Origin of the sequence: Brevibacillus sp. MER 51 (assembly GCF_023714195.1) — a bacterium.
Lineage (GTDB): Bacteria > Bacillota > Bacilli > Brevibacillales > Brevibacillaceae > Brevibacillus.
On sequence record NZ_JAMAUS010000025.1, the window covers coordinates 1 to 21,849 of the forward strand.

Sequence of the window (21,849 nt, forward strand, 5' to 3'; positions counted from 1 at the left end):
ACGGAGTCAAGGGTTCGCTTCGCCTTACGCCCTTGACTCCATTGACCCGAGAAAGATGTCCCAATTAGGGGATGAAACATTTTCATATAACGGTTGATTGAGTTTACACGAAATTCTTGACAGACCCCTGTATGCCGAGCTTTTCCAATGATTACACAGTTGTTTCAACATGGTTGTTTGTTACACGTTCCCGCGCCATATGCTTTTTAGTCAGTCCAGCTGAACATAAAACGTCGTCTTCTCGTTCGGCACACTCTTCGCATAGATCTTGCCCGCATGTTCGGCGGGGATGCCCGGACCAGTATTGGTCACCGATAGCTGGATATGGCCCTGATGCTTTTTAAGCATTAGGTGGATTGAGCCCTTTGGATTGGCATACTTGATCGCGTTGTCCAGCAGGATCATAAAGACCTGCTCCATTTGCTCGCTGCAGCCGGTGACGGTGAGGCCGGGTTCGATGTCGTAGTCTAGCGCGAGATCCTTCTCGAAGATGACGGCTTCCATTGTGAGAATAACGCTCTCGACAGCTTCGCTTAAGTTGAACGGCACGTGAAGCGTCCGCGACCTTGTGCCGTCCAACTCGGTGAGATACAGCAGATCGTTCGTGAGCGTTTCTGTTGAAAGTTCCTGAAACGGTGAGTATCGGAACAAAATCGAATCTTATGTGCTATTTTCCAGAGGATCGTTTGAATTTTTGACCTGTCGAAGTGCCAGGTTTGCGTTTCTGTTGCCCGCAAATCCCTTCTCCGCTTGGTAGGACTCCACAAGTCGCTACGTCTGGAAATATTCTTCTCTGTCGTGACTGATTACGTTCTTCATTCTTTGAAGGATTTAAAAAATCGGATAACAGGGAAAGCTCGTAGAGGAAACAGGAGAAATAAGCGAAGATCTTAGGGACACCGACCGAGGCGCAATGAAAAAAAGGGAAACAAGCTCTTAGCGTCCACCTCTGAGACACCTCCTGAATAGACGACTTTGGACGCGGGTTTCGCTTTTTTTCATGGAGCCGGGCAGTCAATACCCCAGCGGGTGGCCCTAGAATCTGAGCGTTTTCTCCTGTTTCCTCCCCAGCACTACAGCAACAACTTAAGGTTCTTATGTATGTGGCTGTGGTGAAGAGAAGAATATTTCCAGTCTAAGCTCCAGGCTCCGTCCTGCTGGGGGCTAGACTGTCCGCTCCGAAGGGATTTGCGGGGAAACGCAAAAGTGGTAGCAGCTTCGTCGCGTGGGCACGTTGCGTTTCTATTGCCCGCAAATCCCTTCTCCGCTGGGTAGGACTCCACAAGTCGCTACGTCTGGAAATATTCTTCTCTGTCGTGACTGATTACGTTCTTCAATCTTTTAAGGCTTTTAAAACCCCTCTAACACGGAATGCTCGTAGAGGAAACAGGAGAAAAAAGCGAAGATCTTTGGGACACCGACCGAGGCGCAATGAAAAAAAGAGAAACAAGCTCTTAGCGTCCACCTCTGAGAGACCTCCTGAATGGACGACTTTGGACGCGGGTTTCGCTTTTTTTCATGGAGCCGGGCAGTGAATCCCCCAGCGGGTGGCCCTAGAATCTGAGCGTTTTCTCCTGTTTCCTCCCCACCCCTACCGCCTGATAAACGCGCTTTAAAAGAAAACCGCCTCCATAAAGGAGACGGCATATATCGAGCTCGTTAGTTTTGAGGTGTTACCGATCATCACGTGCGACGCATCTACCTCCAATATGAAGTTAGAAGCTTAAAGCAGTGTACGGTTTCCCTTACTCACTAGGTGATCGTGTAAATCATCCATGGCACATCGCCTCCGTAAAGGACTACAGCCTGATTGAAAACACACCACCGAGCTCGATGAGGATAGTATGAGCAAAGCCCATCTTTTTATTCACTCATCTTTAGCATCTGTTTTCGAATTGCATTTAAAAACGATTGGTTGCTGTAGGCTGTGCCACCAGCCAATCCTGGTTCAACGGCATTCACGTACATTTGACCCGTTTGGACTGCGCTTAGATTTTTCCATGCAGGCTGCTCTTGCAACTGCTTGAAAGCGGGCTGGTCCTCTTTGTTGACCATCACAAACAAGTAGTTAGGATTTTCTTTTGCCAAAGCATCCATAGGGAGCGCTGTACGCTCCTGCATATTCGCGACGACATCTGGGACAGGCAGGGCCAAGTCCGTATATAACAGGTAATTGTATCGTTCATCCTTTGGATATGCGTAGAAGGAGCCTTCTTGGAACCATAGCGTCAGCACTTTCTTTTCTGGGAGTGCGGCGAGCTTGTCGCGGAGTTCCTGTGTGTTTTGCTTCACTTTACCTATAAAGGTATCCAAATTGTCGTCTCTTCCACGAACATCAGCAAGCAGACGCAAGTTATCTTGCCAATCAGCTCCGTTCGTAGAGACGGGAATGACGGATGCAGCGGTTTGCAATTTGGCCAAGTCTTCCTTGGAGGTCTTGTCGGTTGTCATGATGACATCAGGATCGAGGGCAACCAGCTCATTTAAGTTATCTACTATATGATAAGGGAGATGCTTGGCATTTCTGATCATGGCTTGATATTCCGCCGGAAACTTTCCGTTTTTATCCACCGTAGCTGCGACGGGCGGGACTCCCAGCAAGAAAGAATCTTCATAGGAAGCAGGGAAGCCAACGAAAACAATTTCTTTGGTTCTGGCTGGAATTGTATAAGTGTTGCCTAGGTAATTGATCGATCTGGTCGGTTTCGATGCCGCAGAATCGCCCGTTTGTCCACCATTGCCACAAGCTGCCAGGACGAGGAGCAAAGCGGCAAGCGGGATAGCTAGTAGCCGTTTATACATACAGGTCACTCCGTTCTTACTTCTGTGTTATCAGGAGAGTAGCAGGACTCATGTAAATTATAGGCTACCCGATCCATCCGTCGCTGTTGCATTCCTGAACATTTTCAAACATTCTGCTGTAACCTTTTTCCTGCTCAAGACACTAATGGGTATCCAAAAAATTTTCGCATAGGAAAGTAGTCGATCAGCCGACAGCAAGAGAATGGAGGAGCTTCTTTGTATGAAGAAATGAAACATCAGGTCATGACCATCTATGAGCGGCATTATCACGATGTGTATCAATTTTTGCTGTACTTTGCCGGCAGTCAGAATGATGCAGAAGATTTGACACAGGAGGTATTTTTGCGAGTGATTCGCTCGCTTGAACGATTTGAAGAGCGATCTGACGTAAAGACATGGCTGTTTGCGATCGCGAAGCATACAGCGATGAATTACTATCGAAAACGCAAGTGGCAAAAGCTGTTGTCAGGGGACTGGCTGGCTGTTGTGATGCCAGCCTCGGAAGGGAATCCGGCACAGGAAGCGGAAAGCCGGGAGGACGAACAGGAATTGATCGATGCGATCAAGGGACTACCACCGCATCACCGCATGGTTGTCATTCTGCGAGGCATTAAAGAGTACAGCGTCAAAGAGACTGCTGAAATACTAGGTTGTTCTGAATCAAACGTGAAAACGACGATGCACCGGGCACTGAAGCTGCTGCATGGCAAACTTTCGCATACGAAGAAGGGGGAATTGTACAGTGGATTGGCAAAATGAACGAGATATGCTGGAACGGTTAGTGACTCTGCAAAAAAGTACACCCCCACGTAAGGAGTTTGTAGAGAGTTTACGTACAGTGCTGGAACAAGAAGTAATTCGGGTCGGCAAGGGGAGACGGCTGTTCATGAATCCGTTGACAGTAGGGTTGACAGCAGTCGTGATCGCTTCTGGATTCGGCCTGTATATCATGGCTGGGATGGGGCAAAACGAAAGCGTGAACCCTCAAGTGACGGCAACCAGTAGTCCGCAGCTTCCCGCCCATCCTGTATACGAGCAGGCGAAGAAGCTGCTGCAAGAATTGGCAGGGCGAGATGCAAGCCAATATGCGGTAAACGGCATGCTGTCCAATACTGAAACAGGTCATGTCGTGATGAACAAGACGGTTAACAACATTCCGGTTCTTGACGACCAATACACGTTTACAATAGACAAGGCGGGCAGGCATCATAAAAAAGTGGTACAGACAAACGATACGACAGGCATGGTCTTTCCAGATCCCAACAAGGCAATGCCAGTAAAAAAGGCAGAACAAATTTTTGGGCAAAGCGCCCGGCTGCTCTATTCAGAGTGGGAATGGCGATTGCAATATGAGTTTCCTTTTTCAGGTGACATTGATGCCATTACAGGAGAAATTTACCCTACAGAACGCTATCATCCCGATTACAGTCTAGTGGATATGCCGCCAATTCCTGTGAAACCGGGAGGCATAAAGCTGGTAGCTCCCAACATCGAAGAAGCAGATAGACTTTTTCGGGAGTGGGGATTCGAGCCTCCGTTTTCCTTCGTTATTCAAGAAGGCTCAGGCGTACATACGTACAAAATGGAAACCCGAACCAAACAGAAAATAGAACTGGACGTAGTAACAGATACAGGAAAAATTCTGAACTATCGGTATGAAAATATCCATGAGAAAAAGGAAAAGCTCCCTCATCCAAAGCTGGAAAACGTACAAGAAGCAGCAAAGCAATTTCAGAAATACCTTCCGTTAGACACCAAAGAACTGCTACTTGGTTCTGCCACTAGAAAAGGCAACATCGAAACCTATCAATTCTTCAAGTCCCATCAGGGAGTACCGATTATGGGGGGGTATACGGTTCATTTTGATGTGGACAGAAAACAGGTGATCGGGGTCGATCCTACGTATACCATGGAGTCTAAGCAGCTTCCTGACAAAAGCAAGGCAATGTCACGGGAAGACGCGACTAGCGTATACGTCACCCATCGCCCGCTCCGATTGGTCTACAAGTTGATGGAGAATCCAACTACAGGAAAATTAGAACCCCGTCTCGTCTATCATATTTATTATCACGACACACCGCTCTATATGGTTGATGCGCTGACAGGGGAGTGGGTGCGTAGTTAATAACATCGAAACAACAGAAAAACCAGGGAGGAGATTCCCTGGTTTTTCGCTATGTCGCTTATTTGAAAAGCGGAACATAAATATCAATCTCATTGTCTTCTTGCTCTGGCTTGTAGCGCTCGTCCCAGAACTCAAAATCAAATCGGGCATACTCATATCCCGATTCGCAGAGCCAGGACCCGTAAAGAAGACCATACGTCTCGCCCAAGTTTGTCTCAGGTCCCTTGTGTGTTACTTTTGCAAATGTCCCCGCGGGAATCGTGTGACTATCCATCCCTTCAGGAATATCGGCCAGGCTAGAAACTTCGACGCCAATAATTGTGGTAAAAGGATCTACAGCCGCATCGAAGTCAGCAGTGTCAGGATAGATTTGGATCAGGTATTCGCCCTCACCAACCTGATTGTGAATTTCATTTTTTCTAGCTCGCAAAGCTTCCGTTGTAGTAGCGGAGAGCTTTTTGCCCAAGTCTTCTGTCACATTCGCCGTAAAAGTGATACCAATTACGTGTGTTTCCTCGCGGGAGAGAATAGTTGGCTCCACGAAATAACGTCCCTTCATTTAGTAGAATAGGGAAAAGGCTAATCCAGCAGCTATTTCAGCTCTCGGGCAAAAGGGTCTTTTTTCTTTCCGTTTTTTATCTGTAGACGGTAGACGTACCGTGAAAGCTGATGTTACACATGTGTTGATCTTACAAGATTTGGATGATAGAATTACATACATAGATTTATGATGTATTGTTTATCTAGGTATCTGCGCTTAAATCGGGAGGCACTATGAAAATCAACAAGGAGCTTTTAAAGGGCAGTACCGTGATCCTGATCTTGACGATGCTGGATCGAAAGGAAATGTATGGGTACGAAATCGCGAAAGCCATCGAGAAGGAGTCAAATGGTCTGTTTACGCTAAAAGAAGGGACGTTGTATCCGATCTTGCATGCACTCGAAGCGGAGCGTTATGTGGAAGCGTATTGGGATGAGAAGGATGGGAGGAAGCGTAAATATTATCGGATTACGGCAGAAGGTCGCGGGCAATTGAAGGAGAAAAAGCACGAGTGGCATACGTTCCGCGATGGGATTGATCGGGTGTTAGGAGAGGGAAGAGCATGAAGCAGACGAATACACATCCATTGATTGCAGACTATCTCGATCAAGTGTGTCGCCATGTGCGGGCAACGGAAATTCATCGCAGAATTCGGGATGAGCTGGAGAGTCACTTGCTTGAGTTTGTGGATGAGCAGATGGACGAGGGGTTGGGAGAGGAAGAAGCGGTAAGGCAAGCCATTTTGCAAATGGGGGATTCTGCTACGATTGGGAAGCAGCTGCATCGGATTTATAAGCCCAAAGTGGAGTGGAGGCTTCTGGTATATGTGATGGCTTTCCTGGCTGTTGGGCTGTTTACGATGTATGGAACTCCGGTCAATTTCTTTGAGGAAAAGCTGGACAAGTATTGGCTTTCAGCCCTACTGGGTATCGGGGTGATGCTTGTGGTGGCTTTTACAGACTATCGCAAGCTATTGGCATATTCATTGCATATATACGTGCTGACTGTAGGCGTTTTTCTTTTTGTTATTTGGTATGAATATTCAGTTTATGGAAGGGTGATTGTGCATTTCAATCGTTTCGGGATTTCTGATTTTGGAACGATTTCTATGTATTTGTTTCTCGTCAGCGTAGCAGGTATGCTACTTACGAGGACGTGGCGCTTCCGGAGCACTGCTTCTAAGCTGATTATGTTTGTTTTTCTGCCCACTATATTTTTGTTGATGACACAACAGTATTTGAATCTTAAGCTTTACTTATTTGGTTTTGTTGTACTCTTGATGTACACGAAGACAGTTAAGAAAGAAAAGCTCCCCCTTTACATCACGTCTGTTGGTGCATATCTAGCTGCCTTGTTATTGGATTACCATACTTTTGATAAGTTGTTCGACTGGATGCAACCGATGAAAGATCCTGAAGGAGGCGGTTATTTTTATCTCCTAGTGATGGAGACGATTCGCTCGGCAGGTTTTTGGGGAAAGGGCTTCGGTGAGCCTTTAGAATTCCCTCGAATAGACTCCGATTTCAAGTTCACGTATTTAATCTATAGCTATGGCTGGATTGCTGGACTCTTGATCTTGTTAGCCGTTACCCTGTTTATGATGAGACTGGTTCGGGTCGTCAAGGAAGTGGACGAGCCGTATGGCAAACATCTCATTGTCAGTATCGTTCCTTTATTCTCTGTGTACTTTTTCTGGCCACTGCTGATGTCAACAGGCATGCTGCCAATCGCACAACTTGGAATTCCTTTTCTCAGCTATAGCAGAATAGGAACTGCTCTAGCTCATTTCGCCGTACTCGGTCTCGTCCTGAGTGTCCATCGGCATAGAAGCTCGATTGGGAAGCCGCAAACCTTCGTGGCAAAATAGCAATCCATAAGAAGCCTCGCGCAATCGGTAATGCTAGGATAGAGACATCAAGGAAAAACAAACCCGAGGAGGAATCACACATGGCTTTGCAATCCAAACAAATTTTCGTCAATTTACCGGTGAAAGACCTCAACAAATCGATCGACTTCTTTACAGCAATCGGCTATGAATTTAACCCGCAATTTACAGATCAAAATGCAGCATGCCTGGTGATTGGCGAAAACATTTTTGCTATGCTGCTCGTCGAAGAGTTTTTCCAAACGTTTACGAAAAAAGAACTGACGGATGCAACCAGAAGCACCGAGGTCATTGTTGCGTTGTCTGCGGACAGCAGAGCGCAAGTCGATGAGATCGTAAACAAAGCATTTGCTGCGGGCGCAACTCCATCGAAAGACCCGGTTGACCATGGCTTCATGTACGGCTGGAGCTTTCAAGATTTGGATGGCCATCTGTGGGAGTTCTTGCATATGGATCAAGGCGCTGTTCCACAGGAATAAAAGACGGAGTAAACGAACTGAGGGCAAAAAGCATGGGATCGTAAAAGAGATTCCAGCTTTTTGCCCTTTTTGTCCATTCAATACTGGCACATCCCAAGTGGATTCCCGTCCGGGGTCAAAAAACGTCAGCACTAAAAACCCCTTCCATGCCTTTTAACAGTGATTGAGCTACACACTTTCATTTTGACAATCACTCGTGACATTTCGCTAGCTAAGCGTTATCTTGTACGTAAGAACACAGATGGGGTGAACGGATGCGCTTCTACACAACCTACATAAAAAAATACGGCGTAGTCGCCGGGATTTCCATGTTTTTCTTAGCTTTGGAGGCGGTATGTGATCTTTTGCAGCCGACGATCCTGTCGCACATTATCGATACGGGTGTAGCAAACCGGGATATGGATTACGTGCTCAAGACCGGTGGGCTGATGCTGCTCGTTACGGCGCTGGGGGCAATTGCGGCATCGATCCGTAATGTGCTGGCTTCATACGTCTCGCAAAACTTTGGTGCGCAGCTGCGCGCAGATTTGTTTTCCAAAGTGCAGTCCTTATCCTTTGAAAACTTGAACAAATTCGACAGAGCCTCGCTCGTGACACGTCTGACCAATGACGTCAATCAAGTACAAATGTTTGTAAACGGCATGATGAGAATCTTCGTCAAAGCGCCGTTGATGTGCATTGGCGGGTTGTTTATGGCAACCCAATTGAACGCGGATTTGGCTGTGATTCTCGCCATTGTCGTGCCCATTGTGGGATTGTTTATTTTCTTGAATATGAAAATCGGTTTCCCGTTCTTCCTGAAGGTACAGCAAGCGCTCGACCGAGTGAATGGTGCGATGCGTGAGTATTTATCTGGGGTACGAGTCGTTAAGGCATTCAATCGTTTTGATTTTGAGCGTGGCAAATTTACACGGGCAAACGAAGAGCTGCAATCCAAATCGGTCTCGGCTACGCGGGTAATGTCCATTTTCAGTCCAGCGATCATGCTGACGATGAACCTCGGAATTGTCGCGGTCCTCTGGCTTGGGGGGCTTGGTGTAGAACAAGGTAGCATCGAAGTCGGACATATCATCGCGTTTACGAACTACATGACGCAAATCCTGTTTTCACTCATGATGATTTCCTTGGTATTTAACATGTTTGTACGGGCTAAAGCATCAGCGGGACGCATCGGAGAAGTATTTGCTGAGGAAAACCGAATGAGCTGGAAAGAAGAACAACCTCAGGAGCTTCCAGGCAAAAAGGGACGCATCGACTTCGAGGAGGTCAGCTTCTCGTATGGTGGAGAGGGTGGCCAGCCGGTACTCAAGCAGATTTCATTTACTTGTCTGCCGGGGGAGACCGTCGGGATTATCGGGTCGACAGGCGCTGGAAAAAGCAGTCTGGTTGGCTTGATTCCACGGTTTTATGACGTAACGGAAGGCACGATTATGGTAGATGGCATCGATGTACGCGACATCGAACCGAAGCGATTGCGAGAAAAAATGGCGATTGTGCCGCAAAAAACCATGCTGTTTACAGGCACGGTGATGGAAAATATTCGTTGGGGCAAGGCAGAGGCTACCCACGAGGAAGTCGAGCAAGCGGCACGCATGGCACAGGCTCACGAGTTCATCTCCGCCACTCCTGAAGGCTATGAAACACGCGTAGGGCAGGGAGGAGTCAACTTTTCTGGAGGGCAAAAGCAGCGCATTTCCATCGCCAGAGCCTTGGTGAAAAAGCCGGAAATCCTCATTCTCGACGATAGTACGAGTGCGGTAGATGTGGCGACAGAAGGGAAGATTAAGGATGCGCTTCGATCTTATGCGGCCGGCCTCACCTGCATCCTGATCGCCCAGCGGATTACGTCTGTCATGGATGCGGATAAAATCATCGTGCTCGACAATGGGGAAGTTGCTGGCATCGGTACGCATGACGAATTGATGACCTCTTGCTACGTATATCAAGAAATCTTTCAGTCACAAATCGGCCGGGAGGTGAAGTAAGGTGGGTCAACAGAAGCAACAACAGCCTGTCTTTTCACCGAGACCTGGTCGAGGCTTTGGACATGGTGCTGCCAGAGGTCCAGTGAGTAAGCCCAAAAATTTTTTAGGTACGCTAAAAAGGCTCTGGCAAGCTTTTGGCAAAGAAAAAAAGCTGCTGCCGATTGTATTTGGCATTGTTTTTGTCGATGCACTACTCATGCTGTCTGCGCCTTATTTGATTGGTAAGTCGATTGATGCGATGACAGGTGGCGAGGAAGCTCTTAGCTTTTTGTCTACCATCATTCTTGCGTTGCTCGGCTCGTACATCTTGGATGGGGCACTGACGTTTTTGCAAAGCTGGTTGATGGCAGGCATCTCGCAACGGATCGTCACGAATCTGAGGCAAACCCTTTTTGACAAGCTACAAAAGTTGCCGATTGCTTATTTCGACGCTCGCACGCACGGCGAGTTGATGAGCAGGCTCACGAATGATATCGACAACGTCAGCAACTCCATTTCTCAATCCACAACGCAGTTGATGTCAGGAGGGATTGTTCTCCTCGGTTCGCTGGTGATGATGCTCGTTTTGTCCCCGATCCTGACACTCGCATGCCTGATCACAGTGCCGCTCGTGTTCTTGCTTACACGTACGATTGCCAAACGAACGAGCGTACTGTTCAAAAATCAGCAGATGGAGCTGGGCAAGCTAAACGGGCACATTGAAGAAACGATTTCAGGCATTCAGGTCGTGCAGGCCTTCAATTATGAGCAAAAGGCCATTGAGGACTTTACGACGATCAATGACCGGCTCTGCAAGGTCGGGATGAAGGCACAAGTATGGACCGGCTTTCTCATGCCGATCATGAACGTGATTAACAACCTCGGCTTTGCCATGGTGGCGATTGTCGGAGGCGTTCTGGCTGTCAAAGGATTGATCACAGTAGGTGTGATTGCGAGCTTTCTCAGTTATTCCCGCCAGTTTGTCCGTCCGCTGAACGACCTCGCGAACATTTTCAATGTTCTTCAATCCGGTGTTGCTGGAGCGGAGCGGGTGTTTGAGGTTTTAGATGAACAAGAGGAGCCATTGGATTCTCCGGATGCCACTGTACTTGCACAGCCAAAGGGTCACGTCGTCTTTGATCAGGTCAGCTTTGGCTATCGTCCAGATCAATTGATTTTGAAAAATATCAGCTTCGAGGCACAGGCAGGGAGCACCATCGCGCTAGTCGGACCGACGGGTGCAGGTAAAACCACTATCGTGAATTTGCTCACGCGGTTTTACGATGTGACTGCGGGTACGATTTATTTGGACGGAAAAGACATCCGAGAATATACGAGGGACAGCTTACGGCGCAGCTTTGGCTTTGTTTTGCAGGATACGTACTTGTTTTCCGGTACCATCAAGGAAAATATTATGTACGGCAAGCCGGATGCGACGGATACGGAGGTAGTAGCTGCTGCGAAAATGGCAAATGCGGACGTGTTCATCAATCGACTTCCGATGCGTTATGATACGATGCTGACGGAAAATGGGGGCAACTTGAGTCAGGGACAACGCCAGCTTTTGGCGATTGCCCGTGTCATACTCGCCAAGCCCTCGCTGCTCATACTCGACGAGGCGACAAGCAGCATTGACACACGAACAGAGCTGAATATCCAGGATGCGCTCCTCACCATTATGGAGGGACGCACGAGCTTTGTGATTGCGCACAGGCTTAATACGATTCGGGATGCCGACACGATTATGGTCGTAGATCAGGGAGAGATCGTGGAAAAAGGCAGTCACGATGAACTCATCGAGCAAAAAGGTACCTATTATCAATTGTTTTACAATCAGTTTAAAAATCTGGAAGCTGCTGGGGAATAACAGAACACCCCGTCCAAAAACGGAAATGACGTGGAGGACGGGGTGCTTTTTATTTGGTTAGGATGCTGGTTTGCTGGCAGCGATCAACAAGAAGATCGGCCGACGGATTTCGTCTCGCATCCCGGGTATATCCAGCATTTCTTCAGGAGGACCGGGTTCAGCGACTTTTGTTAGGTGAAATCCGGCAGCAAGGAGGTCGTTCATATAGCTAGAAAGCGTTCGGTGATACTTGACGACTTCATGATCCAGAAAGCTGGTATGCCGGATGCCTTCCTGCTGATAGTTGTCCACTGGCCAGTGCAAGCGTTCGCCTTGGGGGCCGTAATGCCAGTCCTGTTCAGCCAGTGCAGTGAAGACGGGATGCTCCACCGAGAAAACGAAGGTACCTCCAGGAGCAAGGCAGTGATAAACACGTTGGCAAAGCAAGTCAAAGCGCTCCACATAATGAATGGCCAAGGAGCTGATGACGACGTCGAATTCCTCTGGAGCAAAATCAATGTCTTCAATCGGAAGACGCAGGTACTCGATGGCGGGATCTGTTGTCGTCTCTTTGGCACGCGCCAGCATTTTTTCGGAAAGGTCCACACCAATAACGGAGCGGGCCTGCTGCTCGCGCGCATAACGGCAGTGCCAGCCGAAGCCACAGCCTAAATCGAGCACTTTTTTCTCGCGAAGGGAAGGCAGTAGCTCCCGAAAAGCGTGCCATTCTCCCGCGGCTTTCAGTCCCTCAACCGAACGGGCCATTTGACTGTAAGTGGTGAAAAAACCTGGCTCATCGTATTTGTTCTGTTTCATCCGTGCAAAACCCCCCGGGTCGGGTCGTAGCCTTGGATCAGTTCCCGCAGCGCTTGTTTGACGTCCCCCTGAAACGCCCCACCGTGATAGCAAATCAACTGCTCGATGTCATAATCGAGCAAGCGGCGAACAGAGCGAATCGCTTCCTGCATATCCAGCGTATAGGACGGATTGGCGATTTCGAGTCTACTGTTTTCGATTACAACAGCATCACCGGCAATCAGCGTTTTGCTTGCGATCACATACAACGAAATATGTCCCGGCATATGTCCAGGTGTGTGAATGATCTCGATGCCGCCGCACCAAGGCAGACGTTCGCCATTCGTTACGGTTCGATCAACCGCTGTGGGCTCGATGGACTGTAAAAAGCGAATAAATTCATGAGCGTTCTGCTTTTCATCCGACGACAGATGGTCCAGTGTTGCTTGCGCCTGTTCCAATCGCAAAGATGTCTTTTGTCCGGCGATGTATGGTGCTTCGCCTTCGTAGGCGATGATTTCGAGGTGCGGATAGGTTCTTTTTAACGCTGCCAAAGAACCGATGTGATCCATATCGTGATGCGTCACAATGACCTTCGTAAGGTCATCGAGGGTAAGCTGTTGCTTGTGTGCGGCCTCCTGAAGCAGAGGCAAAAAGTCGGGATACCCACAGTCTACAAGAATCAGTTCATGCTCATCCTGCAACAGCACCGGGGTAATGATCTGTGCAGATCCATTGTACATAAACGAAATGTCGAGAAAGTGAATCTGGTACATACGTTGTCCCTCCTGACTGATTGATCTTAAAAAGGAGTGTAACGCAAGAGTAGAGCAGACACACGGTCGACTTTTTCTCTGTCTCATTTATGTCCACGAATAATCCGCCGAATACTGTGTTCGGTCAAGTAATGCTTCTGGGCGAGCATTTTGACAGAATCCCCTTCGTGATAGGCTTGCCAAATAGCCTGATTGCGCTCGCTTAGCCATTGCTTTGTGTCTGTGGAGGCGCCCCATTGTCGTTTGTTTTCGTGGTGGATGGGGATATACAAGTAACTTCCTTGTATATAATGCTGAATTTGCCGCAGCAGATCGTCTGGCAAAAGGTCTTGTGCATTTTTGTATTTCATGTGCTTTGCTCCTGTCTATATAGCGTGATGTGCGTATATAGATGAGCAAAGAGATCTTCAACTCAATATGGGGAAGGCTCTGAACCAAGAGAAAGAAGAACTCTTTGCTCAGAGCCGCATTCGGCTCTTCGTACATAAGGGTCTCGCATTTGAATCATCTCCCTTCTTGTCTCTATAGTAGTGAGAAAGGGAAGTTCCTTCAATAAACATCTTTTCCTTGCTTGCGAAAGAAAGGGTAAGATGAGAGGGATACGTAGATTGTTTTTTGGATGGAGATGAGAAAAGATGAATCTTGGTGGCTTTCAAAGCGGCTTTTCCGCCCGCAAGGTACCACGTTCTGAAGTGCGGTGGGGACAGTTTTTAATATGCAATCACGGGTGTGAGGAAGTCATCCAATTGATTTCGCATGTATCTGGTGAAGTTGAATTTGAGCTATGCAAAATCGAGGCAGAGCGCATGGCGCATGTCCTTTTGGAGGCTTCGAAAGCAGAGCGCTCATGACATGTATTTTTCATAAATTTCTTGAAACTTACAGCCCACTCTCTCGTATAAATGAATGAGCATGTATAGATAGAGGGAGGACGAGTATGAGCGACAAAAATGTTGTAAAAATGAGTCCCTTTCAAGCAGGAGGAAAGCTGATCGCAACGATTGTGATACTGGTTGCGTTGGTCTTGCTTGGCACGCAATCTTTTACGATTATTTCCGCAGGGCATAGTGGTGTTGTGCTGCAACTGGGAGCAGTACAGCCAAAAGTGCTGCAAGAGGGCATGCATTTTAAAATTCCGTTCATCCAAACGGTAGTGCCGATGGAAGTGCGGGTGCAAAAATCAGAAATGAGCCAGACCTCCGCTTCACGTGACCTGCAAACCGTCTCTACGACAATTGCTGTTAACCATCATTTGGATGCAGAAAGTGTCAATAAACTGTATCAGCAAGTGGGATTGGAGTACAATAGCCGAATTGTTGATCCTGCCATTGCCGAATCATTTAAAGCCGTGACCGCTCAATACACAGCAGAAGAACTGGTATCCAAGCGTTCCGAGGTCAGCCAAAAGGTAAAAGAAGTTTTGCATAAAAAGCTGTCGAATTACAACATCATCCTCGATGAAATCAATATTCGCGAGTTTACTTTCAGTGATGAATTCAACCGCGCCATTGAATCCAAGCAGGTGGCCGAGCAGCAAGCGCTCAAATCGAAGCTGGATTTGGAGCGGATCAAGATCGAGAAAGAGCAAGAAATCACGAGAGCAGAAGCACAGGCACAAGCGCTGCGTCTGCAAAAGCAAGAGGTTACGCCAGAGCTGATTCAGCTCAGACAGATTGAGGCGCAACTCGAAGCGATCCGCAAATGGGATGGAAAGCTGCCGAGTGTAACAGGTGGCGCTACTCCGTTTATCAACGTGGGTACCAAATAACCAAATAAATAAACAAAGCCACTCCCTTGAAGAGGAGTGGCTTTGTTATTAGTTGCGGATGAGATAATCGAAAGCTCCCAAAGCCGCAGTAGCACCAGATCCCATCGAAATGATGATCTGTTTATAAGCACTGTTCGTGCAATCACCGGCAGCAAAAACACCAGGGATGTTTGTAGAACCATGGTTGTCTACTACGATCTCACCAAAGCGAGTGCGCTCAATCGTGTCGCCCAACCAATCTGTATTCGGTACCAGACCGATCTGTACAAACACACCTTGCAATTCAATGTGCTTGGTTTCACCTGTCTCACGTTCGATGTAAGAAATGCCGTTTACTTTATCCGTACCCGTAATTTCTTTGGTTTGAACGTTTTTAAGTACAGTGACATTTGGCAGACTGTAAAGACGATCTTGCAATACTGCGTCAGCTTTCAGTTCTGGCGAGAATTCCAGAACGGTTACATGTTTCACAATACCTGCGAGATCAATCGCTGCTTCCACACCTGAATTACCGCCGCCAACAACGGCAACATCTTTGCCGATGAACAAAGGACCATCGCAGTGAGGGCAATAAGCTACACCCTTATTCTTGAACTCTGCTTCACCTGGTACACCCAGATTCCGCCAACGAGCACCTGTCGACAAGATGACTGTCTTACTCTTCAGAACAGCGCCGTTTTCGAGTTCAATTTCGATCAAATCCTTCTTCTCCAAACGGTTGGCACGTTGCAGCTTCATGACATCAATGCCGTACTCTTTTACTTGCTTTTCCAAGTTGGCTGCGAGCTGAGGACCTTCAATGTATTTCACACTGATGAAGTTCTCAATGCCCAATGTGTCATTGACTTGACCCCCAAGGCGTTCAGCAACGAGACCAGTACGAATCCCTTTGCGTGCTGCATAGATCGCCGCACTAGCACCTGCTGGGCCACCGCCCACAACAAGCACATCATACGGGTCTTTATTGTCAAACTCGGATGCGTCCGGAGCAGAACCCAGCTTGGCAAGGATTTCTTCCACGGTCATACGGCCGCTTTCGAAAAATTCGCCATTAAGGAAAACGCTTGGCACAGCCATCACGTTTTTGCTCTCTACCTCGTCCTTGAATACGGCACCGTCAATCATTGTATGAGTAATACCAGGATTGAAGATACTCATCAAGTTCAGAGCTTGGACAACATCTGGACAATTGTGGCAACTCAAACTGATGTAAGATTCGAACTTATATTCACCACGAAGGTCTTTGATTTGATCAATGACACTTTGCTCGACCTTTGGAGCTCTTCCGCTAACTTGCAGCAGAGCCAATACCAAGGAAGTAAATTCGTGACCCAGCGGAGTACCGGCAAAAACAACGCCAGTATCTTCGCCGACACGGTTTACGCTAAAGCTAGGTGTGCGAGTGAGTTCAGCTTTCTCAACACTGATCTTCAAAGACATGCTGGCTAGCTCATCAACCAGTGCAAGCATCTCAGAAGATGCTTCATCCGTGCCTGCACTGACTTTGAGTACAATATCGCCTTCCAAGAGCTCGAGATATTGTTCTAGTTGCGCTTTGATTTCTTGGTCAAGGGCCATTTTATATCACACCTTAAATTTTGCCTACGAGATCAAGGCTTGGTTTCAGTGTTTTGCCACCTTCTTGCCATTTAGCTGGGCAAACTTCACCTGGATTGTTGCGAACATATTGTGCTGCTTTGATTTTGTTGATCAGAGCACTTGCATCACGGCCAATGCCACCTGCAGTAATCTCAACAGCTTGGATGACACCGTCTGGGTCGATGATGAATGTACCGCGATCTGCCAAACCTTCAGCTTCGATCAATACGTCGAAGTTGCGGGAGATCACATGGGAAGGATCGCCGATCATGATGTATTCTACTTTGCTGATTGCTTCAGAGCTGGAGTGCCATGCTTTATGAGTGAAGTGAGTATCTGTAGAAACGGAGTATACTTCAACGCCGAGTTCTTTCAAAGTTGCATATTGGTTTTGCAGATCTTCGAGTTCAGTAGGGCAAACGAAAGTAAAGTCTGCTGGGTAGAAGCAAACTACGCTCCATTGACCTTTGAAGTTTGCTTCAGTTACTTCGAGGAATTTACCTTTTTGGAATGCTTGTGCTTTAAAAGGCAATACTTCAGTTCCGATGAGTGACATAGTGTTAGCTCCTTTATATGTTTTTTGTATTTACATATTCAGGACATGCGTAACGAGGCATGCTTGAATATAATTTACAATGATTATTATTTAATAAATGATTCAGTAAGTCAAGTTTTTTATAATGATTATAATGTGATAATTTCTACAAGGGGCTTTATCCATTATTTAGTATGATTCGAACGGCATAAGAGTATTCGCTTGCTGTGCGAAAAATTGACGATTGGTCTGGAGAAACCGGGCGGATTGTTTTACGTATGAAATAAAGAGCGAATGGACAGTGGAATAAACACACAGGAGTGATGATATGCCATCTCCAATTAACGCACCGCAAAAATGCTTGTCCAAGGATGCGTTCAAAGTACAGCTTATTACCGAGGGGATTACAGTTGTGTTCGGTCTTGTTATTTTGGCCGTTCTTTATTATCTGGATAATCGTTTTGCCTGGAAGGAATGGATCGGATGGGGTTTGCACGGATTGCTCGTTATCGGTGTGATCGCGACGATTTGGTCTTTTGTCGAGCCGTATTTCTTATATAAAAGCTGGCGGTATGATATCGATGAAGATTTCCTGCAAATGAAATTCGGGGTGATTACAGAGAAACATTTTCTTGTCCCCATGACGAAAATCCAAGCAGTCTCAACGAAACAAGGACCGATTTTACGAAAATACGGACTGTACACCATCTCGATAAAAACGATGGGCTCCTCGCACGAAATTCCAGGATTGCCGGGGGATGTCGCTGCTCAATTAAGAGAACAGATTGCTCACTACGCCAAATTAAAGGAAGTGGAGTAGTGATGGAAGCAAAACGATACCATCCGCTAACTATCTTTTTTGATCTCATCATCCAAGTAAAACATCTGTTTTTTCCTGCGTTGATTTTGTTTGTGTTCAATTATGACTCGACGAACGCATTCATTACGTACGGAAGAATTGTTTTTTACATCTATGTAGGAGGAATGCTGGTCTATCTGCTTTTGAAATGGGTTTCGTACAAATATAGGCTGGATGATACGGCTTTCCATCTTTACGAAGGAATTTTTACGAAGACAAAGCAAACCATTCCCTTTACCAAAATCCAAAATGTCAATCGACATACGACGTTGCTGCACCGAATTTTTCACGTGACTTCTATCCGGTTTGAGACAGGGATGGTTGGGGATGATTCTTCCGTGGAATTCGCGGTGATTTCTCTGAACGAAGCGGATCGACTGGAGGCTTACACGAAACAGGCCGTGCGATTAGAAACCCCTTCGGTGGAAATCGGTACGCCGTATGCCACTCCTGAGAGAATCATTCACTTTACGCCAACGAAAAAAGAGATTATCAAGGCTTCCTTCACTTCTTTCAGCTTCCTCGGGATGATTACGTTATTGGTATGGGCGTATTTCAAACTCACTGAATATATCGACGTGGAGGAGCAGGTAGTAGGAATTTATTCGCTGATTACGAGTTCCTGGACATGGGTCACGCTGACTGCCGTTGGACTTCTCGTCCTATCCATCGTATTTGGCATGATCACGACCTATATTCGTTACGGAAAATACGAGATTTCGTCGGATCATGAGCGGATTTACATTGCCAAAGGAGTCATTGAAGAAACAGCTTTTTCGATTGCAAAAGAGAGAGTGCAGGCGATTAAAATCAAACAATCCTTGTTAAAGCGCATGCTGGGTCTCGCCGAAGTTAAGCTGACGGTTGTCGGCGGGGATAGTGATTCGGATAAAGATAAACAGGATGTCAGCTCACTCTATCCATTTTTACCGGTAAAACGTGCGTATGAGATGATCTCCGAAATATTGCCTGCGTATGAAGTGACGGAAAAAATGACGAGTCTCCCCAAAAAATCGTTATGGGTTCGCTTGGTCAGATCGAGCTGGACTTGGATCATAGGCACAGGTGCGCTTTCCTATTTCAAGCTGAATATTTGGGGATGGGAGCAAGCGTGGTGGGTCATATCCATTGCGTTGACACTGCTCATCCTGGCGTTCGAGGTCATTGAATTCTACAACACCCGGTACACCTTGAATGATCATTTTATTCAGTTCCAAACAGGGAGCCTAACTACGACTTTATTTGTCTCCAAACGAGAAAAGATTATTGAGGTCAGCGTCAAAAGGGGCCTCCTGCAAAAGCAGCTAGGGCTTGCTTCCATCAAAACGGTCAATCGGGCCAAACCAGTGAGTCATAAAGGGGTAACAGATGTCCCGTTAGAGTTGGCGGAAGGGTTTTATCAGTGGTATCTGGGACGTAGAAAAGAGATCAAAGTAGAATAGAAGGAGAGGGGGGCGTAGAAGGAAAAGGAGGACCTTTTCCCTCTACGTTCTTGTGCTTTCAAATAGCTCCAGCCATTCTCCATCCGGACCTTTGAAGAACATATAACGAGAGCCGTTCGGCAATGTGGTTATTTCCTGATCGATAAAAGTTACTTGTAGTTGCTTCAATCGGTCGATTTCAGCTTCGAGGTTGTCCACAGCAAACGCCATGTGGTGGACCTTGCCCTCTACCGGAAGGGAATCGCTGTATCCGTGAATGAGCTCCAGCTCTGTCTCTGTGCTTTCCGGAAATCCAAGAAAAGCAAGTGTAATGACTCCGTTGGAATGAGCGAGCTTTCCTTTGAGCTCCATCCCAACCACTTCGGTGTAAAAGGCAATCGAGGCTTCCAAATCTTTTACCATCAAGCCCACATGCTCCAGCTTTTTGATCGCCATATCAATTTCATTCCTTTCTATGGGTATGATGTTTTTCTATTGTAGAAGAATTTGTAGGAAATGTCTGTATGCTAAACGGTCATGATAGGTTTTCCAATGCTAAACATGGCTATAATTGGGGTATGGTGCAAAATTTCGTCATCCCCGGGGTGGAGCATGGAATCTATTGTGGAAATGATTGCGAGAGCAGTGCTGGCTTTTGCGATTATGATGATCATTACTAGGGTGTTGGGCAAGCAGACGATTGCGCAAATGACGTATCACGATTTTGTCGCGGCGATCACCTTGGGGGCGCTGACAGCAAATCTTGCCTTTAACAACATGGCCAAAATATCGCACATGCTCGTGACATTACTCACTTTTAGTGGTATCGCCTATTTGTTGATGATTCTCTCCCTGAAAAACCGGAAGATGCGAAAATGGTTTTCGGGCCAACCGACGATGATTATCCAGGATGGAAGAATTCTCGAAGATAACATGCGCAAGCAAAAGCTGTCTTTGGATACGCTGAATCAAGAGCTGAGGGAAAGAAACATTTTTAATATCGAAGAAGTTCAATATGCTGTGCTGGAGTTGAATGGGGAGATATCCGTCCTGCGAAAACCGCAGTTTTTACCTGTCACTCGCGGGGATTTGCAATTGAAAACGGGAAAGAGACAGACATTCCCGATTGAACTGATCATGGATGGCCAAATCATCCAGAGCAATTTACGCCAACATAGCTTAACCATCGAGTGGCTACTCTCACAGGTGGGCAAAAAAGGATTGAGCGTCGCGGAAGTGAATTACGCCGTGATTAGCTCTAATGGACATATTTATTTCGACCCGTATGAGGACGGTATTACTAATCCGATCGACAAAGAATAAGGTGTCGCAAAAAAACCTCCGAGATGGAGGTTTTTTACTTGCTCGAGTATTGGCTGAGTGTACCTGTTTTCTTCAAATGGTTATAAAATCGGTGCAAAATAGTGACAGCTTCCGCGCGGGTCAGCATTTCTCCACCCTCGAACTTGCCGTTCCAGGCAGTCATGATCCCTGTTTTTTGCAAGAGGGCGAGGTTGGTTCCTATGATTCCACTGTAGTCATCCGAAAACAAAATTTCATCGCCATCTTGGCCAAAGAGAAGCGGATACAGGATATTCGTTTGGTCTCTCCCGTCTTCGTTGTACCGACCATCCTCCTGGAAGAAGTTTTCAGGCGAGTTTGGGTCAAGCGAATACTGAGTCAAGATGATGGGAATATCCCGCATGCCGGAAAGGATTTGTAAGACCTCTGCCGCCGGAATGTCTTGGTTTTCTAACATAAAGACGGGCAAGACGTTTGCTGCACCAATTCGATTGAGTTTTGTGTCTGGGGAAAAAAGGTAGCCATTGGACGAATAGCGGACAGCATTCCACCAGTCTCTTGTGACAATCGAGCTAATCTCCGTGTACGCCCAATGATTTTGGGGCACGTCGGCAAATCGCTCGATGTGATAGTTGCTGTAATCTGTCTTTTGGTTAGCTTTGTACGGTCTGTACCGATCAAACAGGCGATAGATCATGACGGTCAATTCTGCTTTGTCTACCAATCTTTCAGGCTGAAAGCGACCGTCAGGATAACCACTCACCACACCCTTATCTACCATAAAGGAGATCGAATTCATGGCCCAGCCGTATTTCTTCGGATCGACATCATTAAATTTCGGTGCCGCATAAGAAACCGCAGGATAAATACCAGATAACCCCAAAATGAGTGCAAGTAATACCGTGATGACTTTCATATGTTCTCCTCTCTTTTTTCTATGAAATGGTAAGGATTATCCTTCTAGTATACTATCAGGCTCTGGAAAAGGAAGGTGAACTGCAAGAACAGATGTGACGATATAGAGCGAGTCAAACTCGCCAGACGAAGCCGCGATGATCGGTGCCGATTCCCAATCCCCGACGCGAACAATCCCTTCGAAACAGGCTACATCTTCCTGATGATGAATGTGAATCATACTGCACACCTCCCCTA

Annotated in this window: 23 protein-coding genes; 12 read left to right on the plus strand and 11 right to left on the minus strand. The window is 46.9% G+C overall.

Going from position 1 to position 21,849, the window contains the following annotated elements; translation table 11 throughout:
• Window positions 1-210: 210 nt before the first annotated feature.
• Entirely contained in the window at window positions 211-504 is a 294-nt protein-coding gene (locus M3630_RS28725) for an ATP-binding protein (protein WP_251254462.1), read from the minus strand.
• Between the two features lie 1,359 nt (window positions 505-1,863).
• Entirely contained in the window at window positions 1,864-2,802 is a 939-nt protein-coding gene (locus tag M3630_RS28730; protein ID WP_251254463.1) for an ABC transporter substrate-binding protein, read from the minus strand.
• Between the two features lie 216 nt (window positions 2,803-3,018).
• Here M3630_RS28730 and M3630_RS28735 point away from each other — a divergent pair, with 216 nt between their 5' ends.
• The gene (locus M3630_RS28735; protein WP_221867608.1) at window positions 3,019-3,561 is read left to right on the plus strand and encodes an RNA polymerase sigma factor; all 543 of its coding nucleotides are present in this window, start codon (window positions 3,019-3,021) and stop codon (window positions 3,559-3,561) included.
• The gene (locus M3630_RS28740) at window positions 3,545-4,927 is read left to right on the plus strand and encodes a hypothetical protein (protein ID WP_251254464.1); all 1,383 of its coding nucleotides are present in this window, start codon (window positions 3,545-3,547) and stop codon (window positions 4,925-4,927) included. The genes M3630_RS28735 and M3630_RS28740 overlap by 17 nt, the downstream gene beginning before the upstream one ends.
• A 58-nt stretch (window positions 4,928-4,985) precedes the next feature.
• Here M3630_RS28740 and M3630_RS28745 read toward each other — a convergent pair whose 3' ends face one another.
• Window positions 4,986-5,468, minus strand: a complete 483-nt coding sequence (locus M3630_RS28745; RefSeq protein ID WP_251254465.1) for a GyrI-like domain-containing protein — start codon at window positions 5,466-5,468, stop codon at window positions 4,986-4,988.
• 233 nt (window positions 5,469-5,701) lie between these two features.
• On the opposite strand from M3630_RS28745, the gene M3630_RS28750 reads away from it, so the two are divergent.
• The 5 genes from M3630_RS28750 to M3630_RS28770 all read left to right on the plus strand — a co-directional run bounded on the left by M3630_RS28750 (window position 5,702) and on the right by M3630_RS28770 (window position 11,663).
• On the plus strand, window positions 5,702-6,034 hold the full coding sequence (locus tag M3630_RS28750; RefSeq protein WP_106778176.1) for a PadR family transcriptional regulator: 333 nt from the start codon (window positions 5,702-5,704) through the stop codon (window positions 6,032-6,034).
• A complete protein-coding gene (locus tag M3630_RS28755; protein WP_251254466.1) occupies window positions 6,031-7,335 on the plus strand; it encodes an FtsW/RodA/SpoVE family cell cycle protein in 1,305 nt (434 codons plus the stop codon). Before M3630_RS28750 ends, M3630_RS28755 begins: the two co-directional genes overlap by 4 nt.
• Before the next feature lie 80 nt (window positions 7,336-7,415).
• Window positions 7,416-7,832, plus strand: coding sequence for a VOC family protein (locus M3630_RS28760; RefSeq protein ID WP_251254467.1), 417 nt, complete (start codon window positions 7,416-7,418; stop codon window positions 7,830-7,832).
• A gap of 254 nt (window positions 7,833-8,086) precedes the next feature.
• Entirely contained in the window at window positions 8,087-9,817 is a 1,731-nt protein-coding gene (locus M3630_RS28765) for an ABC transporter ATP-binding protein (protein ID WP_251254468.1), read from the plus strand.
• Between the two features lies 1 nt (window position 9,818).
• Window positions 9,819-11,663 (plus strand): ABC transporter ATP-binding protein, encoded by a 1,845-nt coding sequence (locus M3630_RS28770; RefSeq protein WP_251254469.1) that lies wholly within the window; start codon window positions 9,819-9,821, stop codon window positions 11,661-11,663.
• Between the two features lie 57 nt (window positions 11,664-11,720).
• Here the strand turns inward: M3630_RS28770 and M3630_RS28775 are convergent, their stop codons facing one another.
• From M3630_RS28775 to M3630_RS28785, 3 genes are all read right to left on the minus strand, one after another.
• Window positions 11,721-12,458, minus strand: coding sequence for a class I SAM-dependent methyltransferase (locus M3630_RS28775; RefSeq protein WP_251254470.1), 738 nt, complete (start codon window positions 12,456-12,458; stop codon window positions 11,721-11,723).
• Complete coding sequence (locus M3630_RS28780; protein WP_251254471.1) at window positions 12,455-13,213, minus strand: MBL fold metallo-hydrolase; 759 nt, start codon at window positions 13,211-13,213, stop codon at window positions 12,455-12,457. The genes M3630_RS28775 and M3630_RS28780 overlap by 4 nt, the downstream gene beginning before the upstream one ends.
• Window positions 13,214-13,296: 83 nt before the next feature.
• A complete protein-coding gene (locus tag M3630_RS28785) occupies window positions 13,297-13,563 on the minus strand; it encodes a CD3324 family protein (RefSeq protein ID WP_251254472.1) in 267 nt (88 codons plus the stop codon).
• A 285-nt stretch (window positions 13,564-13,848) separates the two neighbouring features.
• On the opposite strand from M3630_RS28785, the gene M3630_RS28790 reads away from it, so the two are divergent.
• A complete protein-coding gene (locus M3630_RS28790; protein WP_251254473.1) occupies window positions 13,849-14,064 on the plus strand; it encodes a hypothetical protein in 216 nt (71 codons plus the stop codon).
• 86 nt (window positions 14,065-14,150) lie between these two features.
• Window positions 14,151-14,981 (plus strand): prohibitin family protein, encoded by an 831-nt coding sequence (locus M3630_RS28795; RefSeq protein ID WP_251254474.1) that lies wholly within the window; start codon window positions 14,151-14,153, stop codon window positions 14,979-14,981.
• A gap of 48 nt (window positions 14,982-15,029) precedes the next feature.
• Here M3630_RS28795 and ahpF read toward each other — a convergent pair whose 3' ends face one another.
• Together ahpF and ahpC are read right to left on the minus strand one after the other, a co-directional pair.
• Entirely contained in the window at window positions 15,030-16,559 is a 1,530-nt protein-coding gene (ahpF, locus tag M3630_RS28800; RefSeq protein WP_251254475.1) for an alkyl hydroperoxide reductase subunit F, read from the minus strand.
• A 13-nt stretch (window positions 16,560-16,572) separates the two neighbouring features.
• Entirely contained in the window at window positions 16,573-17,136 is a 564-nt protein-coding gene (gene ahpC / locus M3630_RS28805) for an alkyl hydroperoxide reductase subunit C (RefSeq protein ID WP_016741021.1), read from the minus strand.
• Between the two features lie 307 nt (window positions 17,137-17,443).
• Between ahpC and M3630_RS28810 the strand changes: the two genes are divergently transcribed.
• The gene (locus tag M3630_RS28810; protein WP_251254476.1) at window positions 17,444-17,935 is read left to right on the plus strand and encodes a PH domain-containing protein; all 492 of its coding nucleotides are present in this window, start codon (window positions 17,444-17,446) and stop codon (window positions 17,933-17,935) included.
• Window positions 17,935-19,416: a PH domain-containing protein gene (locus M3630_RS28815; protein WP_251254477.1), complete on the plus strand. Its 1,482-nt coding sequence runs from the start codon at window positions 17,935-17,937 to the stop codon at window positions 19,414-19,416. Before M3630_RS28810 ends, M3630_RS28815 begins: the two co-directional genes overlap by 1 nt.
• 42 nt (window positions 19,417-19,458) lie before the next feature.
• Here the strand turns inward: M3630_RS28815 and M3630_RS28820 are convergent, their stop codons facing one another.
• Window positions 19,459-19,851 (minus strand): VOC family protein, encoded by a 393-nt coding sequence (locus tag M3630_RS28820; RefSeq protein ID WP_251254478.1) that lies wholly within the window; start codon window positions 19,849-19,851, stop codon window positions 19,459-19,461.
• Window positions 19,852-20,007: 156 nt separating this feature from the next.
• Here M3630_RS28820 and M3630_RS28825 point away from each other — a divergent pair, with 156 nt between their 5' ends.
• Entirely contained in the window at window positions 20,008-20,718 is a 711-nt protein-coding gene (locus tag M3630_RS28825) for a YetF domain-containing protein (protein WP_251254479.1), read from the plus strand.
• 34 nt (window positions 20,719-20,752) lie between these two features.
• Here the strand turns inward: M3630_RS28825 and M3630_RS28830 are convergent, their stop codons facing one another.
• On the minus strand, window positions 20,753-21,613 hold the full coding sequence (locus tag M3630_RS28830) for an S-layer homology domain-containing protein (protein WP_221867621.1): 861 nt from the start codon (window positions 21,611-21,613) through the stop codon (window positions 20,753-20,755).
• A 36-nt stretch (window positions 21,614-21,649) separates the two neighbouring features.
• On the minus strand, window positions 21,650-21,832 hold the full coding sequence (locus M3630_RS28835) for a hypothetical protein (RefSeq protein ID WP_173608767.1): 183 nt from the start codon (window positions 21,830-21,832) through the stop codon (window positions 21,650-21,652).
• Between the last annotated feature and the right edge of the window lie 17 nt (window positions 21,833-21,849).

Bases quoted from the DNA above. Each gene is read 5' to 3' on its own strand.
- M3630_RS28730 (WP_251254463.1), bottom strand. From the start codon at position 2,802: ATGTATAAACGGCTACTAGCTATCCCGCTTGCCGCTTTGCTCCTCGTC.
- ahpF (WP_251254475.1), bottom strand. From the start codon at position 16,559: ATGGCCCTTGACCAAGAAATCAAAGCGCAACTAGAACAATATCTCGAG.
- M3630_RS28765 (WP_251254468.1), top strand. From the start codon at position 8,087: ATGCGCTTCTACACAACCTACATAAAAAAATACGGCGTAGTCGCCGGG.
- M3630_RS28725 (WP_251254462.1), bottom strand. From the start codon at position 504: ATGGAAGCCGTCATCTTCGAGAAGGATCTCGCGCTAGACTACGACATC.
- M3630_RS28775 (WP_251254470.1), bottom strand. From the start codon at position 12,458: ATGAAACAGAACAAATACGATGAGCCAGGTTTTTTCACCACTTACAGT.
- M3630_RS28750 (WP_106778176.1), top strand. From the start codon at position 5,702: ATGAAAATCAACAAGGAGCTTTTAAAGGGCAGTACCGTGATCCTGATC.
- ahpC (WP_016741021.1), bottom strand. From the start codon at position 17,136: ATGTCACTCATCGGAACTGAAGTATTGCCTTTTAAAGCACAAGCATTC.
- M3630_RS28780 (WP_251254471.1), bottom strand. From the start codon at position 13,213: ATGTACCAGATTCACTTTCTCGACATTTCGTTTATGTACAATGGATCT.
- M3630_RS28835 (WP_173608767.1), bottom strand. From the start codon at position 21,832: ATGATTCACATTCATCATCAGGAAGATGTAGCCTGTTTCGAAGGGATT.
- M3630_RS28820 (WP_251254478.1), bottom strand. From the start codon at position 19,851: ATGGCGATCAAAAAGCTGGAGCATGTGGGCTTGATGGTAAAAGATTTG.
- M3630_RS28760 (WP_251254467.1), top strand. From the start codon at position 7,416: ATGGCTTTGCAATCCAAACAAATTTTCGTCAATTTACCGGTGAAAGAC.
- M3630_RS28810 (WP_251254476.1), top strand. From the start codon at position 17,444: ATGCCATCTCCAATTAACGCACCGCAAAAATGCTTGTCCAAGGATGCG.
- M3630_RS28825 (WP_251254479.1), top strand. From the start codon at position 20,008: ATGGAATCTATTGTGGAAATGATTGCGAGAGCAGTGCTGGCTTTTGCG.
- M3630_RS28785 (WP_251254472.1), bottom strand. From the start codon at position 13,563: ATGAAATACAAAAATGCACAAGACCTTTTGCCAGACGATCTGCTGCGG.
- M3630_RS28830 (WP_221867621.1), bottom strand. From the start codon at position 21,613: ATGAAAGTCATCACGGTATTACTTGCACTCATTTTGGGGTTATCTGGT.
- M3630_RS28755 (WP_251254466.1), top strand. From the start codon at position 6,031: ATGAAGCAGACGAATACACATCCATTGATTGCAGACTATCTCGATCAA.
- M3630_RS28790 (WP_251254473.1), top strand. From the start codon at position 13,849: ATGAATCTTGGTGGCTTTCAAAGCGGCTTTTCCGCCCGCAAGGTACCA.
- M3630_RS28795 (WP_251254474.1), top strand. From the start codon at position 14,151: ATGAGCGACAAAAATGTTGTAAAAATGAGTCCCTTTCAAGCAGGAGGA.